Origin of the sequence: Paenibacillus lentimorbus NRRL B-30488 (assembly GCF_000411595.1) — a bacterium.
In the GTDB taxonomy this organism is placed as follows: domain Bacteria; phylum Bacillota; class Bacilli; order Bacillales; family Bacillaceae; genus Bacillus; species Bacillus velezensis.
Genome location: NZ_ANAT01000024.1, coordinates 31,217 through 48,951, shown reverse-complemented (window position 1 = coordinate 48,951; position 17,735 = coordinate 31,217). Strand labels below are relative to the sequence as shown.

Here is a 17,735-nt window from a genome sequence, read left to right as displayed (position 1 = left end):
CTCCTTTTTTATGTTTTATGAAAAAACCGTTCAAATTATACCCGAAAGTTCTAAACGTTTTGTCCGCTCATATACTTTTAAAAAACAAGCCCCGGAGGGAGAAAAGATGATGACGAAAATGATGGCTTTATTGGACGGAGATGGATTTGATATCGTATTGGAAAAAGTGCTGAAAGGAATGTCGTTTGTCATCTTTGCCGGCTGTCTGCCCTGGTTTTTATATGTCACCGTCCGTTTTTTTGCCGGCTAGCTGAAATGCTCCCGCAGGCTTTCCAGCACAAAATTCATCATATCTTTATATTCTTCGTCACCGAACAAATGATAAAGAATCTTATAATCGTTATAAATATCAAGCAGCTCATCTACAATCGATACCGCCAGCACATGCAGGGCATCGGGATCATCAGCATCGCCTTCAAACTGAAGAAGAGCAGACGCGACGGTATCCTCGCCGATCTCATGAGATGCTTCCCCAACATAGTGGACAAACAGCAGCTGATGCACAAACTGATCCATTTCATATTTTCTCAGAACCAGCGTGAGATCCTCTTCCTCCGTTTCAAGCCACTCTCCGTCTTTCAGCCGAGTCAGCTCATAAATAATATCCTCCCAGCCATCCTCTAAATATCTCCAAATTTCAGTTCTGTGACCGATAACTCGGAATAATTCCTTTCCGTAGTCCTTTACATATACGACATCGCCGATCAAAAATTCATATTCAATATCCAATTTTTCCATATCGACGATCACGCCCTCATAATCTTTATAAAGCTGGATGGACGATTCAAAATAAAGCACTTCATTATGATTGACTTCATAAAGATAATGTTTATCAATTTGATGAACCTTCGTAATGGTGCCGACGGTTCCGTACATCACGACGACCACGATGTCTCCCACTTGAAATTTCGGTTTATCTGGCTTCATGCTGTCTCCCCCTTGCCGCGGACTGTCATACGCTATCGTATGCCGGCCGCCATCATTTCGCATGGGCATGAAAACCACAGGAAATATCTATTTCTGCACCTGTTCAAAATGTCAAAAACCGCAACATGCTTGTGCGTTTTTTCACTTACCGTAACAGAAGCGTCTGATGGCATTGCGCTCTCGATCGAATGAGCAGTAACAATGACGAGACAAAAAGCGCCTATTTTGAATGAGTTTTTGTTTATTTCTCCATGACGCAAAGGTAAATACCCGGCCCGAAGGCATGTTGACAATATCACCGCCGTGATGTTCAAAATTTGCCGTGAAACACATCATTGAAGGTGTATGGAGATCCAATTCCGGCTGCATATTCGTAATGGCTTGTTTATCATGAAGAACCAAACTCGTTTCGGCTTTCAATGAAGCCACAACTTCAACCCGCTTCAACCTTGTCACATAAAATCCCCTTTTCCGTCCAAACGTCAGTGCTTCACCATAGATCATTTGATTCCTCTCACTTCATTTAAATGTTTGATGATTTCTCCGTGAAAAGAGCTCCTTACCCGGGCCCCCTCCGGCAGCAGGCCTGCTCCGGTGAACTCTGCAGCTATACATTCTATTGCCTTATGATCCGTGCCGTCAGGAAGATTTGTTTACGTGCTGATCAAAACGGACGGCATTGCGGGATTTGATCATACGGCACCTCATAAGCGAGTGATTTCAACAGAAAAAACCGCACAATGTGCGGTTTTTCGTCAGGCGTGATGCACCTCGGTCTCATATTTTTCCCAAGCTTCATCAAATGTCGCCATCGTTTCTAAATAGTCGGCGCTCAGTTCTAAATAAGAACTGAGCTCGTGATAATCGCTTGACGTTTTCGGAAAGCCGTGATCTTCGTATGCCTGATTCGCAAACCGGCTGATTGCGTCCTGCGGTTTGGGATGCCTGTATTTCATCAAATAGTGATAAAAGGATTTCATGGGTTTCCCCTCCTGATGACTGTCTTTTGTTGTACTATTATACAATTCAAGTGTGAAATTACAACAAAAGAAGACTAGGAGAAGTCAAAATAATTCCGTTTTAAGATCCGTTCTGTCCCCATCAGCTCTTGATATGTGAGTGTTTCCGGTAATTTTTTTGCATTGACTAAAAAAAGCTGATTTTCGATTTCCGCTATGACCGCTTCCTCCTGATACGTCATGCCGCAGGAGGAACAGGCGAATGCGGGTGTTTCTGTAATTTCTATGGCTCTCGTACCGTCAGGAAGCTCCCAGTACACAGCCGCCTGACAAGCTGACGCCTTCTGATTGCCGCACCACTCGCATGGCTTCACGGCGACTCACCTCCGACTTCCGATCCTGCTTTTTGCTCTTTCTTTTGCTGTGCAATAAATTTCTTTTCTTTCAATTCATCTCTCTTTTCCCTGCGGTCTTTCAGCGTTTCATGATCAGGGTTTGATGTAAACGTTTTCCTTCTGTCAATCCTCGATACATTTTCCGGTGTGAACGAAACCTCTTTGTCCGCGAAAATGGCGCTCAGTCCGACCGGCTCGCGTTTGGCCATTGTTCCCGGAAAAACAGATTCAAAATAGTCGTCGGCTTGATTCGGGATATAGTTTTCCGGCTCGGGATAAGATGTAATCACCCCTTCGAAGTTTCTGATCACTACTTTCTCCGGACTTTGGGAGAGCAAGTAGTTCGGCTGCAGGGCGATTTTACCGCCTCCGCCCGGGGCGTCGACGACAAAGGTCGGCACGGCAAAGCCTGTTGTGTGGCCTCTCAGCCCTTCAATGATTTCCAATCCTTTTGAAACAGGCGCTCTGAAATGGCCGATTCCCTCTGACAAATCACATTGATAAATATAGTACGGACGCACGCGGATTTTCACTAAATCATGCATGAGTTTTTTCATAATCGGCACCGAATCGTTAATACCTGCTAAAATAACGGCCTGGTTACCGACCGGAACACCTGCGTTAACGAGCTTTTCACACGCCGCAACCGATTCTTCCGTCAGTTCGATGCTCGTATTAAAATGAGTGTTCAGCCAGACCGGATGATATTTTTTCAAAATCTGACAAAGGTTATCCGTTATCCGCTGCGGAAATACGACGGGCGCTCTCGTTCCGATCCTGATAATTTCAAGGTGGGGGATGTCACGCAGGTTTTTCAAAATATATTCCAGAATCTGATCGTTGATTAAAAGCCCGTCTCCGCCGGAAATCAGGCAGTCACGGATTTCCGGCGTTTCCCGGATGTAAGCGATTGCCGCATCGAGCTGTTTTTTCGGCACTCCCATTCCGATCTGTCCGGAAAAACGCCTTCTGGTGCAGTATCGGCAATACATCGAGCATTGATTTGTCACCAGAAAAAGAACGCGGTCGGGATAGCGGTGCGTAAGACCGGGAACCGGTGAATCTTCATCTTCAAACAGCGGATCTTCAAGGTCATATTTCGTTTTATGCATCTCTTCTGACAGCGGCACGGACTGCATGCGGATCGGACATCTCGGGTTATCGGGATCCATTAAAGAAGCATAATAAGGCGTAATGTTCAGGGGAATGGTTTTTACAGACATCCTGACGCCTTCTTCTTCCTCTTCGGTCAAATGAATGACTTTTTTCAGGTCATCGACGGTTCTTACAGTATGGGTGAGCTGCCACAGCCAATCATTCCACTTGTCTTCCGGCACATCTTTCCACAATTCAATCTCCTTCCAATGACGCTTCGGCTGAAACCATTTGTTTGTCAAACGAATTCCTCCTTATGAATGGCCAAACGTAAAGTCTTGCACCATATATTCATATTTTCGAGCCCTTCTGAAATGCGGCAGTTGTTCACAAGCCTGCCTCTGTAGCCGTATCCCGCATGATACAAAACGGCATTCATCCCGTAAGACGCTGCACGGGCCAAGGAAAAAGATGAATGATTCCCCGGCCAGCGAGTTCCTGCTCCAACGCTTTAAACAAGTGTGCCGTTACGGAGTTCCCCCTGTAATCTGACAGAACCGCGCAATCGGTCATTTCAGCGTGCCCCAAAACCGGATTGATATCTGCGCTTGCCGCCCCAATGAGACGATCCTGATCGAATGCGGCATAATAGATGGTGTTTTCTTTCATTGTTTTTTTAATATAAAGGGGATTAAAGACAGGAGTCGGATAGGTAAGAAAAACATGTTTATATAAGTGCGATAAGCAGTCTGCATCATCTTCGTCCGCTTTTCTGAACATCAGCGTGCTTTCTGTTTGAGTCAGTCCCCGCCGCGGTGTCTCATATAAACAGTCAACAGTCGAATCTTCTGATACATATGGATCTGACCGTCTCCGTTCCTCTGATAAATAGCGCACCATCACAACAGCCTCATGCCCGTTGTAATACCCGTCTATGACACCCTCAACAATAAAAAGATGCTTGACAAATTCCGGCTCATCGCCGCGCTTGGCAAAGAAAATCACCTTTTGGGCTCCTTCTTGCTTTGCTTCTGCCAAAACGGCCGGTATAAGCGCCGTGATCTGTCCGTCATAACGAATGACTCTGAGCCGCTCATTGAAACGGTCTGCATCAATCTCGGCCGCTCCGCTTTCAGCCCTCAGTTCCTTTATCAGCTCCGTCACCCCCATCTGCCACCCCGCACCATTCCATGATAAAAAGAGAAATGATTTTGACGGCATCGATTAATGCCCGGACTTCAATGTATTCATTCGCCTGATGCGCCGCCTTGACTTCCCCCGGACCGAAGACGATGACCGGCGTCTGTCCCGCGTGCTGCAAAAGCCCTCCGTCCGTTCCCCACGGGGACGCTTCACGAACCGGTTTTGCCCCTTTCATTTTCTCAAAAGAAGATTCCAGAGCGGAAATCAGCGGATGCTCATCCGGGAGATCATTCGGAAGCCACTGAGCCCCAAACCATTCTATTTCCGCGGGGTGGTGTTTAAACCATTCATCCCGGTACTCCAAATCTTTCAGCCAGCTTGCCAGCTCTTCTTTTACTGCTTCGGGCGTTTCATCCGGCGCTATTCCGCACCTGCCTTCTATCACCACACGGTCAGCTACCGATGATGGCCACGTTCCCCCTTGGACGGTGCCGATATTAATGGGAACCGGAATCGGAACGTCCCGATAAAGCGGGTCTGTGATACGGGCGTTGCGGACGTGTTCAAGCTCTTTAAGGGCTGTGATGACATGCAGGCTTTTTTCAATGGCGCTCACCCCTTCATAGCGGGTGCCGCCGTGTGCGGACAATCCCCTTACCGTAATGCGGAACCACATAGACCCTTGCTGCTTAACAAACAGCTTTAAATTAGTCGGTTCGGGAATAAGCGCCCCGTCAGCCTTGTAGCCCCTCATAACAGCCGCCAGTGTTCCCGCGCCGCCGCACTCTTCATCTACGACACTTTGAAACAGAACATCTCCTTTTAACGTAATCCCGCAGGCTTCAAGCGCTTCTAACGCAAACAAGAGGGCTGTATTGCCGCCCTTCATATCCGTTGAACCGCGTCCGTAAACTTTGCCGTCCTTTTCAACAGCGGTAAACGGTTCATACGTCCATGCGGCGGGATTTCCTTCCGGGACAACATCAATATGTCCGTTCAGTATCAGTGATCTTCCGCCCCCGGCCCCTTTCTTTACGGCTGTGATATTCGGGCTTTCATGGAAGTCTTCGCGTTCCGATACAAAATAAGGATGCTCTTTCAACTGTTTGACACTCGGCTCCCAGACATCAATATCCATGTCAAACTGTCTCAGTTTTTCTAAAACGACTGCCTGTGCGTTAAATTCATGGCCGAACGTGCTTTTTTCCCCGATCAGCCGTTTCAGCAGGCTTACCGCTTTTGCTGTGTTTTCTTCCGCCCACTCAGTGACTTTCTTTTCTAATTGATCCATGGACAGACCCCCTTTTAAGAAAACATTCTCCCAATCTGATTTCGGCATCCGTTGTTTGAATGACATCGTCTATGGTCGTGCCATTCAGCAGTTCCTCAAGAACAAAAGCTCCCTCATCTATGCTGATGACGGCTTTCTCTGTAATGATGAGATCTGCACAGCCCGCTGCTGTAAGCGGCAATGAACAGCTTTCGACCAGCTTCGGCCGGCCTTTCTGATCGGTGTGGCTCATGACGACAACCACTTTTTTCGCGCCTTGGGCAAGCTCCATCGCCCCGCCCATTCCGGGCACTTTTTTCCCCGGCACGAGCCAATTGGCGAGATCACCTGTCCTGCTGACTTGGAGCGCGCCTAAAATGGTAATATCTATCAGCCCTTTTCTGATCATGGCAAAAGACAGAGCTGAATCAAAATAGGAAGCACCCTTAACTGTACTGACAGGAAATCCGGCTGCATTGCATAAAAGCTCATCCTCCTCTCCGCGCTCCGGACTACCGCCGATCCCGAGGACGCCGTTTTCCGCCTGCAGCATTACCTCCATGCCGGCCGGCAGAAAGTTCGGCACTAAAGAAGGAATGCCGATCCCCAGGTTGACAATCATACCTGAGGTAATTTCACTGGCGGCCCGCCTCGCGATACTCTCTCTTTCCGCTATTCCCAAGCCCATCTCCACTTCACCCCTTCACTTTGCACGACACCCTCCACGAAAACGCCCGGCGTTACAATATGCTCGCTGTCAAGTTCGCCGGCAGGCACAATCTCTGCCGCCTCAGCAAATGTTCTTTCGGCCGCAGCAGCCATCAGCGGGTTCATGTTGCGCGCCGTTTTGTCAAACGTCAGATTTCCGAATTCATCAGCAATATGTGCGGACACAAAAGCGAAATCAGCCGTCAGCGCTTTTTCAACTAAATAGGACTTTCCGTCAATCGTTACGGTTTCTTTGTTTTCACAAACGGTTGCGTTATCAATGCCGATATCAGTTAAAATACCGCCTAGCCCCGCTCCGCCTGCGCGAATCCGTTCAGCAAGCGTCCCTTGCGGCGAAAATTCCACCTCAAGCGCTCCGTCAGTCATTTGTCTGCCTGCGACAGGATTTGAGCCGATATGGGAAGCGATCAGCCTTTTTACCCGCTTATGAACGATAAGCGGGCCGATACCGATTTCCGGAAATCCGGCATCATTGCAGATGACGGTCAATTCTTTAACGCCGCTTTCCAAAATCGCTTCGATTAATGACGGAGGTGAACCCACTCCCCCAAAACCGCCGAACATGATGACAGATTCGTCCTTGACATCGGCAATTGCTTCATGAATATCGATTTTTTTATGAAAAATAGACATATCAGCTCAATCCTTCTTCATCATTTTTTCAGCTTCTTCTGCGGACTGGGAAAATAGATTCGACAGCTCATCCAGCTCAGCATATGAAATCGTGAATGGCGGGGCGATGATGACGGCGTCTCCTTCTCCGCTGTCTATACCGGGCTTTGCTGGGTAAATAAGCAGGCCCCGTTTTTTTGCCGCTTTAATGATTTTTTCGGTGAAGGCCTGTTTTTTCGAAAAAACGTCCTTCGTCGTTTTATCCTTAACGAATTCAACCCCGATCAGGAGGCCTTTACCGCGGACATCCCCGATCACCCCGCTGCGGTCTTTGATTTCTTCTAATTTCCGCTTCAGCATTACGCCTTTTTCCTCTGACTGCCGAAGCAGCTCGTGTTTCTTGACATAGCGAAGCACTTCAAGCGCCGCTCTTGCACAGTATGGGTTGGCACTGTACGTATGTCCGCTCATAATGACCCCGGAGCCCCGCTTGATCGTTTCAATGATGTCATCAGACGCAACAGCTGCCGCAATCGGAGCGTAACCGGCGCCTAACCCTTTTCCGAGCACCGCGATATCAGGGGCGATCGCCCAATGCTCAGAAGCAAGCATCCGCCCTGTTCTCCCGAGCCCCGTCATGACTTCATCCGCAATAAACAAAATACCGTGCCTGCGGCAGACAACCTCAAGCGCTTCATAATAACCTGCCGGCGGAGTGATGGCCGCCCCGGCTGCTCCGACAATCGGCTCTGCGACAAAACCCGCGATAAATGAGGAACCGATCCGCTGAACAGCCGTTTCCAGTTCAGCCGCCGCAGCTTTCACAAATTCCTCTCCCTTCAGCTCTGAACGATACATATTAGGCGCTGAAACGGCCGGAAACCGTTCAAGCAGCTGGGTGAAGCGGTATCTCCGTTCGTAGAACCCCGATAATGAAAGCGCTCCCAAAGTAATGCCGTGGTAACTGCCCCATCTTGATAGAAAGACGGATTTTTGGTATTGCCCTTTTTCCTGCCAATATTGAACGGCTATTTTCATCGCTGTTTCGACTGCCTCTGAGCCGCTGTTTACAAAAAATGACCAATTCAGCCCGCCCGGCAGATGATCGGCCAGAAATAAAGCCAGTTCTTCTGCCGGAGTACTGGTGAATTGCGAGCGATACACAAACGAAACGGAGTCAAGCTGCTCTTTTAAAGCTTGTATAATATCCTCCGTGCCGTGACCGATATTGCAAGTGACCGCCCCCGATGCTCCGTCAAGATACTTGTTCCCCTCCTGATCATACACATATGATCCCTTTCCATGACTGACTGACGGATAATTTGCGTCAAGCTCCGGTTTGATTAAATAGCTCCCCATATCTTTCCACCTCGAAAACCCATTTGCTTCATTGTATGAACAGATGAATAACCGCATTCTTTCCTTCAAAAAGTTTTTTGCAGAAAATACCTTTCTGTAAAACAGGCTGCCGGAGATGTCCCGACAGCCTGAAGAGCGTTCTGGAAATTCTATTACTACTGTTGATTTTATTCTTTCTTCGGTTCTGCTATTTATCTGCTCAGCTCATCATCACATCATTTTTGATCTGAACCTGTATAAGCAGAAGGCGGAAAATTCCCGTCTTCTTTACTGTATGGGAATCAATATTTCACACAAATGATGATTCACCTTTTGTAAAGTATACCTTTCGATAATGGGCTGTTCTCTGATTGATAAATTATTTTTTTCGATCTCAGAAAAAACAGTGTTCCAAAATCCGCTGACTGCCTCTTTTGTATGATCAAGCAAGAAAACAGCGTACTTCCCTCCGGAAAATGTACCGATCCGGGCTGGTTCAGGCACATGGTCTTGATTGATAACAAGACAAACATCATAGCGGCATTTCTCTTTAGGAGTACGATTCGGATGATCTTGCGGAATTCCTAAAATGACAGAATGATCAAGCAGGCCATTCAATTGCGCCCAGTTTTTAAATGACTCCATCAGTTCTTTGTTTTGCTTTCCGCCATACTCTCCGACGTTTCGGAAATAAGCAATTCTGGATTCGGGTAATTCTTCAATCGTTATGTTCACATTTTCTCCCCCTTCTCCAGAAAGGTAATATGTATTAAAATGTTTTTCAAGCTGATTTTTCAGCATGGAAATAACAAAAAGCCTGCAGAAAGTGATGTTCTCTGCAGGCTGATTTTCATTATAGGATTTTTTTCAGTCTAACAAATAAAAGCCGCACCGACGATGATTAATAAAATAAACAATACAACGATCAGCACAAAAGTGCTGGTTCCGCCTCCGCAGCCGCCGTGCCCGTAACCATAGCCAAAACTGCCGCAACCGTAGCCATATCCGTATCCGTACATACGCAAATCATCCTTTCTTCTTACGATATACGGCATTGTATGCGGGCCAACTCCCAATTGGTTTATGCGAATGCCCAACTATGTAAGAAAATAATGAAAAATTGTATGCACGCGCCGAAATCTTTTGAAACCGAGTTTTTCATAAAAGCGGTTTACACCGTCCATCCCGGACGTCACAAGGTATACGGTTTCCATGCCGTTCAGCTTTGCCGCCGCCATCAGCTCATTCATCAATATCGATCCGTAGCCTTTTCGTTGGAATTGATCCAGAATTGCGACTTCTTCTATTTTTGCGGTTTTATCTGCTTTGTTGATGAAAAGCTCTCCGCAGCCGATCGGAATCGTTTGCGAGGCGTCGCTGTAGCACACGACAAGCATAACCGTTCCGTCCTTATACAAAGGATATTTCCGCTCAAGCTTTTGTTCGGCCGCCGCCTCGCCAATGTAAAGGGCATCATAGATGTTCATAATAGACGACCCGTCGGCGAGGCTTTTTTCCGTCCCCCAAGCAGTGAGCGGGTGTCCGGCCTGCAGGTCCCCATTTGCCAGTTTCCTTGCAAAAAACAGCTCATCTTCCACTACGCAGCCCTGTTTTACCAGAGTTTGTTTCAGAAGAAGCGGAAACGTGTGCTCCGGAGCCGCTTTCACATGAATATAATTGGCTTGAAGCATGCCCGGAACGGACGAAAAAAACGGCAGCAGTTTGTCTAACGGAAATGTACGGTGCAGCTGAACAAAGTTATGCGAAAAAATCTGCGGCAAAAAAGGGTCCGTATATACACTGAAATGCTCGAACCTCTGAATGCCGGAAGTAAGCTCTATATACTGCTTCTCGGTTTTATCAAATTGATCGGTCATAAAAGCTCTCCTTTTCCTTACACATCCGACTGCATCTCTCAACCTTTTGTTATATTGAGATTTCTCATAATTTCATCGTACACCGGATAGAACGGCATTCCAATTGGTAATTGTTTAATTTGCTGAAAGGAAATGGGTATCGCCTTCTGATTCGCAAAAAAGCGTTTCGCTACGTCATGACTGATCGGATGGAGAACCCCTCTCAAATAAACATAAAATTCCCGTTCAATGCGAAACAGCATTCTCCCGGGCAGATGTTGAATACAGCCCGATGTCCCCCGGCTGATCGGCGGACCGTCCGGAAACGCTTGTATTTCGTCCCGTTCTAAAGCCGGGATGTCATGCCGTTTAAATCGGTAAAAGCGAAATGCGCTATGATCAACCAGCCTTTTCTCCCCGTCTTCTATAAAATAAACATGAAACTGATCCCTGACGAGCTGAAAATTCGGAATACTGGCGGAGTCCTCTTCCTCATATTGAAATAAAAACGGATCCGGAATGACGACGGTTCGGCCTTCATATAACGTATGCCAGCGCTCGTTTACAGGCTTCCTTTTATTTCGGTCAAGCTGATATACTTTCTGATCCGTCCCCTTTACAAAGGATCCGTCGATCAGGACAGACGGAAGCGATTGATACGTGTTCTGAAATGAGTGGGGTGTTTTATAGGTCGTATCCAACACTTCTTTTATCGGCAGAAATGATGTAAATGTGTTGAGCCTGCTCCAAAAAACAGAGTCTCCGTGATTCCAATGAATAACATCTTCGTCCCAAAAGCTGCCGAACTTCTCTTTCACACGCTCAAGCAATGATCTCCGGTGCATCACTGAACAGTGATCAACGAGAAAAGCGGCCTGATCAAGCACCTCTTCAGCAAAACGATAGAAGTGGAATTGTTCTGTTCCGCGCCCGTTTACATGTATCACCTTCTGGCTGGAATAGACGGCATCAAACCCGCTGCATTGATTAAGAACTTCCGCCATGCGGCTGAGCCTATCCGGATGAAATACGGTGTCGTCTGTCAAATAAGTGATGTATTCGCCTTTAGCCCGTGAAAGCGCATCATTAATCAAAACGGCATACCGGGTCGACTTCAGCCGTTCGGCAGGATTGATAAAACTGTTGTCATAATATATGCGAGGATCTTTTATATACGTACTGATGGCAGCCGAAGTTTCTTCATTTGAATGATCATCCATCACAAACAGCTCCCAATTGCTGTAGGTCTGATGCAAAACACTTTCAATCGCCTGTTTCACAAGATCCGGTTTGTTGTAACTCGTTAAGATAATTGAGATCTTCTTTTCCATCCCATCACCCCTTCTGTAAAACGTAAAAAACGGCTCCGAAAGAGACAGAGCCTGATATCCGTTATTAAAAAGCACCCCAGCTGACGATGCTTGAAATCGCGACGTTTGATCTCGTATTATTGAGCGGATTTTGAAAAACGGCCAAATCTGACAGCACTTCTTTGACAATTACGTTTTGCAGTGTGCTGCCGTTAATCAGATTGACGCGTGATACAGGAACCCCAAGCTCTTTTGCCATTACAAGCTGACGCCGCAAATCTGAATGATCTCCGGACGGCTGACGGGATAACAAAAGAAGAAGAAGCAGTACGAGCTGAAATTCCTCCTCAAAACCCCCGTGTTTTACAGTTTCTTCTGAATCCAAAGTATTCCTCTCCTTCATTTTTTAATCTATACAATGTATGTCATACTCTTACAATCCGCATAGGTAAACAAAGCCTGATTCGAAAATTCAGCTGTTTGATTAAATATTGAAAAAAACACAAGCAAAACGGCATTCGACTTATACCAATCTCTTCAATCAGGAATATGAATAAACGTGAGGTTGAAATTGTTAAAGGAGGTGTATGTTCGCATGAGCGAGGATCGTTTGGAGCTTAAAAAGGCGTTATTGAAAACTCTTTTAGCCCCTGTATTTGACAACAGCGCTTTATCTGGCGGCACAGATGGAGGAGATAATGTGGAAAACAAAGTAAAAGATTTATTGGAATCGGCAATTGATGCAAAAGTAGATGAAGCAGCGGCGAAAGACAGTCTCAGCGCACAATCTGTATTGGGAAGCGGTATTTCATTAGCGGCGAGATGGATTTTTGCAAGAATTCAGCCCGGCACTGTCATCAGCATTGTGATGGATTCAGGAGACATGATCGGCCCGGTTCAATTTGTTGCCTTTGACGAAATTCACGGAATCGTTTTTGTTACGCAGGAAAATTCCGTTACACCGGCAGGCTCTGCTACAACATTGCTTGACGTCGACAAAGTTGAAAGTGTCACGTTCACTTCGTAACAGCATATGAACGTTTTATATATCCGTTCAGGATATAAAGGCATATACACGTATTTTGACCGCTGGATCGAGGAAGGCTTTTTACAGTCTTCCGTCCGCTTTTTTTCTGTTTCTGAGTTTGAGGAAGATACCATCCGCAGTATACGGGCATTCAAACCAGACATCAGTCTGATGATGACGGGAGACCGTATTCCGTCTGAATGGCTTCAATGGCTGAAGACAGAACAGATTCCCGTTTATCTATGGATGACGGAGGATCCTTTTTATTTCGATGTGAGCATGACAATCGCCCCTTTCGCCGATGCCGTTTTGACGATAGAACAAAACGCGCTTGATGCTTACCGGCAAATGGGCTTACAGCACGTATATTATGTCCCGATCCCCGTTAATCAGCGGCTTTTTAAGAAACAACCTGCTGAAGCCTCTCTTCACACAAATCTGCTTCTGATCGGATACCCTTACCCGAACCGCGTTGAACTGGTGAAAGCAGCGGCGAAGCTTCCGTATACGCTTCGTATTATCGGGAAGGGATGGCGCAGACATCTGCCTAAAAAAATCGCCAGGCAGCAAAATGTGCTCGTAATGGATGAATGGATTGAACCCGAACATGCCGCATTATATTACAACAGCGCAGACGTGGTCTTAAACCCTCACCGTTCTTATCGGTTTGCGCTCAATCAGAACGGACGCGGCATCGAAAATATCAGTTTAAATACGAGAAGCTTAGACATTGCGGCTTGTCAGGCCTTTCAGCTGACAGACCTTTCTCCCGCGCCCCCGTTTTCATCCTTTGTTTCTTACAGCGGGTTTGCGGATTTTGCGGATAAGATCCATTTTTATATGACAAACCCGGGTGAACGTAAACAAATCGCGGCGCTTAATTATCAAGAGACAGTACCGGCGTACACGTATGACCGGCTGCCGGCTGTGCTTACGGCTATCCGTTCCAGGACTTTCTCATGAAACGCTCTTCACATCAAAAAGCAGCTTTGATAAGCTGCTTTTTTCATGTTTATTTTCCGCTTCTGTCAGTCAGTTTTCTCGGGTCAACCTGTTTATTGACCTGCGGGTGAAAGCCGATTTTATCAGCGATTCTTTCCCATGGCACCATTTTAAAATTTTGATTGGCCTTTTGACCGTGATCTATATTCTCTCCGTCCTGTGCGACAAAAAGACCGAACGGATACTCAGGCCCCAGCCCGAAACCCAGAACGTCAATTCCGTCTGTATCGCTTGTGCCGTCTGTTTCAGGCCCGTCTGTTATCTGAAAGTCCGCAACATATTTGTTCTGTCCCTGTCTTTCATAAATCGCGTAGCTGCTGTTACCCTGGCTTGATGCAAGCAGATAACCTTTCCCGTCAGCAGCATAGTAAATCGTCAGTCCTTCAATATCAGGGGTTAAATGCCTGCCGTCGGCACGATCGATAACCGTTCCGTTACTGCCGCCGTCCGGCTCAGCACTGAACTTCCAGATGGCCTCATCTTCTTCTGCGATATAAAGACTGCCGTATTCATCGTCTGCTGCCATTCCTTCTGTCTGAGAATTCATTTTAAACGCCCTTACCTTTTTGCCGGATATGTATCCATTTTTATCCGCATTTAATTCGTATTGTTCAAATTCGCCTTCTTTCCCTGTCACCATCGCGTAATATTTTCCTGTTTTTTGACTGTGGTACAAGCTGAAACCGTATACTTCATCAATTGCTGATGCAATCGGGCGGTCTGGATCCGTAATGCTTTGTAATGTGCCGTTTTTCCCGTCAATGGCGTAAATCTCAATGGTATTCTTTCCTTCAGACCGATTGGATGCCGCCGCAATATCGACTTTTTTTCCGTTCAACGGAAAATCATAGCGGATATCAACATTGTTCAGCTTCCCGGTATGATAGGAATGAAGCATCTTTCCCTCTAGGCTGTACACGATTAAGCCTGATTTTTTATTGGTTGTGATCAATTTGCTGTTCTGAGGATTCTTGGGGTCCAGCCAAATCGCAGGATCATCAGCTGCATCACCGGCTGTATCAACCGGCTCCGTTTCCGCCGCCGCATTCACGGTAAAATGATAAGGATTAGACAGCTTATGTTTGGCCTGGGAAGAAACCGCACCGCATGTGAGCATCAATCCGGCTGCCGCGGTTAACAAAAGTGTTTTTGAATGATTCATTTTCCATCCTCCTTTTATGAACGTGCACTTTAATTGTAAAATACATACAGGAAGTTCAGTGTTAAGTTTTTGTGAAGATTGTCCGCATGTGAGATTTATGGAGAGAAAAAATTGACGTGGACAAATATTTAAAATGAATATTTAGTACAATGTTTTATTTGTGATTTCTTTTCTATTAATCGGGTAACGCGATATGAAAGCGCATCAGATTAATGTTTTTCTCTAATTTTTGATTTATTGGTTTCTTTCATTAACTCGCTGAAATTGTTCAACATATGATGCATGGTAGAGAAACGAGAGTTGGAGGATAAGCCATGCCTAAACAGCAAGCAGTAGAGCTACAACCGTTTTTTCACGATAAAACTGTTCTCGTTACAGGCGGAACAGGATCAATCGGAAGCCAAATAGTAAAACGCCTTTTGCTCTTAACCCCTAAAGAAGTCATTGTGTTCAGCAAAGATGACAGCAAACAATATGTGATGAAACAAAAATACGCGGATGAACAAAGACTGTCGTTTGTGCTCGGCGATGTTCGTGACTACAGAAGAGTCAACCAAGTGATGAAAGGTGTTGATATTGTCTTTCACACAGCTGCGCTGAAGCAGGTTCCGACATGTGAGGATAATCCCTTTGAAGCCATTCAAACCAACCTTATCGGCGGACAAAATGTCGCAGAAGCCGCTTTGCTGCAAGAAGTGACGCATGTGATTAATATCAGTACCGATAAAGCCGTTTCCCCGGTAAACACAATGGGGGCTACGAAGCTGTTGTCCGAGAAGCTGTTTCATCAGGCAAATCATCATGTTCAAAACCGCGGTACGGTGTTTTGTTCGGTCCGCTTCGGCAATGTGCTCGGTTCACGCGGTTCCGTTATTCCTATTTTATTTGAGCAGTTGATGGCAGGCGGTCCGCTCACCATTACGGATAAAAACATGACGAGGTTTTTTATGTCGATCGATGACGCCGCAACGCTCACTCTGCAATCTGCGGCGATTACAAAGGGCGGAGAAACGTTTATTTTTAAAATGGAGTCCCTGAGGCTTGAAGAACTGCTTCACGGGTTTGAAGAATATGCGTTCCGGCACGGACTGCCGCGGCCAGCCGCTGTTGAAGTGGGAAAACGCCCCGGTGAGAAGCTTCATGAAGAACTGACCTCTCCTCATGAGACGGAATCTTTATATGAATGGGGCAATCTTTACGCGATATTGCCGGATCCCGCCAAACATCCGGAATTTCGGAAGGTCAATCTCCCCAGATATCAATCCGATCAGGCGCCGCTCATCACAAAAGACACAATCGTAAAGATTATTGAACGATTACATGAAGAAAAAAAAACATAGAAAAAAGGCCTGTCTGATAGGCAGGCCTTATTGCTGAGCTCTATTTTTCAAATAAATGCAGGCAGGCTTCATAGCCCTCTTCCTTCAGCTTGTCTTTCGGAATAAACCGGAGTGCCGCAGAGTTAATGCAATAACGGAGACCGCTTGGCCCCGGGCCGTCATTAAATACGTGGCCTAAGTGGGAGTCCGCTGTTTTGCTTCTCACTTCCGTCCGGATCATCCCGTGGCTTGTGTCCAGTTTTTCGTCAACCTCTTCTTCCTCAATCGGTTTTGTAAAGCTGGGCCAGCCGCAATGAGAATCGAATTTATCCAGAGATGTAAACAAGGGCTTTCCTGATACGATATCAACATACAGCCCCTCTTCTTTGTGATCCCAGAATTCATTTTGAAACGGCGGCTCCGTTCCGTTATTTTGCGTGACTTCATATTGCATGCGGTTTAATGATTTGATTTTTTCTTCTTTATTAAAAGCCATCTTATCTGTCCCTCCAATGCTCATCCAGAAAGCCTTGACGTCCGGAACCTACACGGTAGCGCCCGTAGTGATCAGGATTTTTCTTATAAAAGTGCTGATGATAGCCTTCCGCTTCATAAAAAGGCTCAGCCTTTAAAATGTCTGTGACGATCGGCTTTTTAAATATGCCGCTTTCTTCAAGCTGTTTTTTTGAGGCTTCAGCGATTTGTTTTTGTTCATCATTATGGTAATATATCGCCGCCCGATATGAACTTCCGCGGTCTGCAAACTGGCCGCCTGCATCAGTCGGGTCGATCTGCTGCCAAAACAGCTCGACAAGCTTATCATACGGATAAATGTCAGGTTGAAATGTGATTTGAACGGCTTCTCTGTGTCCGGTCGTTTCACTGCACACTTCTTCGTAAGTCGGATTCTCAGTATGGCCTCCTGTATAGCCGGACACCACCTTTTCAATCCCGGGCTGTTCGTCAAACGGCTTCACCATGCACCAAAAACAGCCGCCTGCAAATGTGGCGATTTCTTTTTTTCTGACATACGGGTGCCCTCCTTTGTTCATACGTGGTATTATTATATTATAGCATGTATAAACAGAATAAAAATAATTCTGCTTTCAGGGGAAGCTGAACGAATGCCACGCTGACTACATATTGGAGGTTCATGATTTGAAAGTAAGGACACAAATGATGTATGATATGGAAGCTTTGCTTCGAAAAGTGTTTAAACAAATCAGAAATGAAGTTAATGAAATTCTAGATAAAGAGCTGTCCAGGAATGAATTTATCATTTTGCGGATTCTCAGTGAACAAGGACCTAAAAAAGTAACGGAATTCGCCCCCATTCTTGAGGTCTCCGCAAGCCACATTACCGCAGTGACCGACGCTTTAGTAGAAAAGGAATGGATCACCCGCATCCGTTCCAAAGAGGACAGACGAATTATCAGAATCCATATTACGGAAGCCGGGGAGAAAATTGTCGATCATTTCAACCAGAAAAAACAGAATACTTTTTAAACGGTTTGACTGCTACTCTGATGAAGAGCTCGCAACGTTAATCAAACTGTTCAGCAAGCTGGATAAAAAACGCTGACACGAAAAA

At 46.1% G+C, this 17,735-nt stretch carries 21 protein-coding genes and 2 pseudogenes; 5 read left to right on the top strand and 18 right to left on the bottom strand.

Translation table 11 applies throughout. The annotated features are described in order from the left end of the window. Positions 1–106: 106 nt before the first annotated feature. Positions 107–250 (top strand): hypothetical protein, encoded by a 144-nt coding sequence (locus D368_RS20220; protein ID WP_012117771.1) that lies wholly within the window; start codon positions 107–109, stop codon positions 248–250. On the opposite strand, the gene D368_RS13710 is transcribed toward D368_RS20220, so the two are convergent. The 15 genes and pseudogenes from D368_RS13710 to cgeC all read right to left on the bottom strand — a co-directional run bounded on the left by D368_RS13710 (position 247) and on the right by cgeC (position 12,019). After that, on the bottom strand, positions 247–927 hold the full coding sequence (locus D368_RS13710; protein ID WP_003153690.1) for a hypothetical protein: 681 nt from the start codon (positions 925–927) through the stop codon (positions 247–249). The two genes, D368_RS20220 and D368_RS13710, sit on opposite strands and share 4 nt — an antisense overlap. 141 nt (positions 928–1,068) lie before the next feature. After that, entirely contained in the window at positions 1,069–1,356 is a 288-nt protein-coding gene (locus tag D368_RS13705; protein ID WP_486129261.1) for a VOC family protein, read from the bottom strand. Positions 1,357–1,682: 326 nt separating this feature from the next. Further along, the gene (locus D368_RS13700) at positions 1,683–1,907 is read right to left on the bottom strand and encodes a YozE family protein (RefSeq protein WP_003153684.1); all 225 of its coding nucleotides are present in this window, start codon (positions 1,905–1,907) and stop codon (positions 1,683–1,685) included. Between the two features lie 74 nt (positions 1,908–1,981). Continuing rightward, complete coding sequence (locus D368_RS13695) at positions 1,982–2,260, bottom strand: YokU family protein (protein WP_053573288.1); 279 nt, start codon at positions 2,258–2,260, stop codon at positions 1,982–1,984. Continuing rightward, positions 2,257–3,678 carry a lysine 2,3-aminomutase gene (gene kamA / locus D368_RS13690; RefSeq protein ID WP_031379013.1) on the bottom strand — a complete coding sequence of 474 codons (1,422 nt, stop codon included), beginning with the start codon at positions 3,676–3,678 and terminating at the stop codon, positions 2,257–2,259. The genes D368_RS13695 and kamA overlap by 4 nt, the downstream gene beginning before the upstream one ends. Then, a pseudogene (gene ablB / locus D368_RS13685) lies at positions 3,675–4,546 on the bottom strand (putative beta-lysine N-acetyltransferase). Before ablB ends, kamA begins: the two are co-directional and overlap by 4 nt. After that, positions 4,509–5,810, bottom strand: a complete 1,302-nt coding sequence (locus D368_RS13680; protein ID WP_003153675.1) for a peptidase — start codon at positions 5,808–5,810, stop codon at positions 4,509–4,511. The pseudogene ablB and the gene D368_RS13680 overlap by 38 nt, the downstream one beginning before the upstream one ends. Next, the gene (locus tag D368_RS13675) at positions 5,782–6,477 is read right to left on the bottom strand and encodes a 3-oxoacid CoA-transferase subunit B (protein WP_025852465.1); all 696 of its coding nucleotides are present in this window, start codon (positions 6,475–6,477) and stop codon (positions 5,782–5,784) included. The genes D368_RS13680 and D368_RS13675 overlap by 29 nt, the downstream gene beginning before the upstream one ends. After that, positions 6,462–7,151, bottom strand: a complete 690-nt coding sequence (locus tag D368_RS13670; protein ID WP_003153673.1) for a CoA transferase subunit A — start codon at positions 7,149–7,151, stop codon at positions 6,462–6,464. Before D368_RS13670 ends, D368_RS13675 begins: the two co-directional genes overlap by 16 nt. A 6-nt stretch (positions 7,152–7,157) precedes the next feature. Continuing rightward, positions 7,158–8,489 carry an aspartate aminotransferase family protein gene (locus D368_RS13665; protein ID WP_128574888.1) on the bottom strand — a complete coding sequence of 444 codons (1,332 nt, stop codon included), beginning with the start codon at positions 8,487–8,489 and terminating at the stop codon, positions 7,158–7,160. Positions 8,490–8,756: 267 nt separating this feature from the next. Beyond that, positions 8,757–9,203 (bottom strand): AraC family transcriptional regulator, encoded by a 447-nt coding sequence (locus D368_RS13655; RefSeq protein ID WP_043867216.1) that lies wholly within the window; start codon positions 9,201–9,203, stop codon positions 8,757–8,759. 137 nt (positions 9,204–9,340) lie between these two features. Then, entirely contained in the window at positions 9,341–9,487 is a 147-nt protein-coding gene (locus D368_RS13650; protein ID WP_014418145.1) for a YjcZ family sporulation protein, read from the bottom strand. 78 nt (positions 9,488–9,565) lie between these two features. Then, positions 9,566–10,345 (bottom strand): GNAT family N-acetyltransferase, encoded by a 780-nt coding sequence (locus D368_RS13645; protein WP_128574887.1) that lies wholly within the window; start codon positions 10,343–10,345, stop codon positions 9,566–9,568. 38 nt (positions 10,346–10,383) lie between these two features. Beyond that, a complete protein-coding gene (locus D368_RS13640; protein WP_031379007.1) occupies positions 10,384–11,655 on the bottom strand; it encodes a glycosyltransferase family 2 protein in 1,272 nt (423 codons plus the stop codon). A gap of 64 nt (positions 11,656–11,719) precedes the next feature. Next, the gene (cgeC, locus tag D368_RS13635) at positions 11,720–12,019 is read right to left on the bottom strand and encodes a spore maturation protein CgeC (protein WP_007407929.1); all 300 of its coding nucleotides are present in this window, start codon (positions 12,017–12,019) and stop codon (positions 11,720–11,722) included. 210 nt (positions 12,020–12,229) lie between these two features. On the opposite strand from cgeC, the gene D368_RS13630 reads away from it, so the two are divergent. Beyond that, positions 12,230–12,661, top strand: coding sequence for a hypothetical protein (locus tag D368_RS13630; RefSeq protein ID WP_031379006.1), 432 nt, complete (start codon positions 12,230–12,232; stop codon positions 12,659–12,661). 6 nt (positions 12,662–12,667) lie between these two features. Next, positions 12,668–13,624, top strand: coding sequence for a CgeB family protein (locus tag D368_RS13625; RefSeq protein WP_128574886.1), 957 nt, complete (start codon positions 12,668–12,670; stop codon positions 13,622–13,624). Positions 13,625–13,673: 49 nt separating this feature from the next. On the opposite strand, the gene phyC is transcribed toward D368_RS13625, so the two are convergent. Then, on the bottom strand, positions 13,674–14,825 hold the full coding sequence (phyC, locus tag D368_RS13620) for a 3-phytase (RefSeq protein WP_128574885.1): 1,152 nt from the start codon (positions 14,823–14,825) through the stop codon (positions 13,674–13,676). A 314-nt stretch (positions 14,826–15,139) separates the two neighbouring features. Between phyC and D368_RS13615 the strand changes: the two genes are divergently transcribed. After that, entirely contained in the window at positions 15,140–16,165 is a 1,026-nt protein-coding gene (locus D368_RS13615; protein ID WP_128574884.1) for an SDR family NAD(P)-dependent oxidoreductase, read from the top strand. Between the two features lie 40 nt (positions 16,166–16,205). Here D368_RS13615 and msrB read toward each other — a convergent pair whose 3' ends face one another. Beyond that, positions 16,206–16,640: a peptide-methionine (R)-S-oxide reductase MsrB gene (gene msrB, locus D368_RS13610; protein ID WP_007409536.1), complete on the bottom strand. Its 435-nt coding sequence runs from the start codon at positions 16,638–16,640 to the stop codon at positions 16,206–16,208. A gap of 1 nt (position 16,641) precedes the next feature. Continuing rightward, the gene (gene msrA, locus D368_RS13605; protein ID WP_128574883.1) at positions 16,642–17,196 is read right to left on the bottom strand and encodes a peptide-methionine (S)-S-oxide reductase MsrA; all 555 of its coding nucleotides are present in this window, start codon (positions 17,194–17,196) and stop codon (positions 16,642–16,644) included. Between the two features lie 106 nt (positions 17,197–17,302). Here msrA and D368_RS13600 point away from each other — a divergent pair. Continuing rightward, positions 17,303–17,726, top strand: a pseudogene (locus tag D368_RS13600) (MarR family transcriptional regulator). The last annotated feature ends 9 nt before the right edge of the window (positions 17,727–17,735 follow it).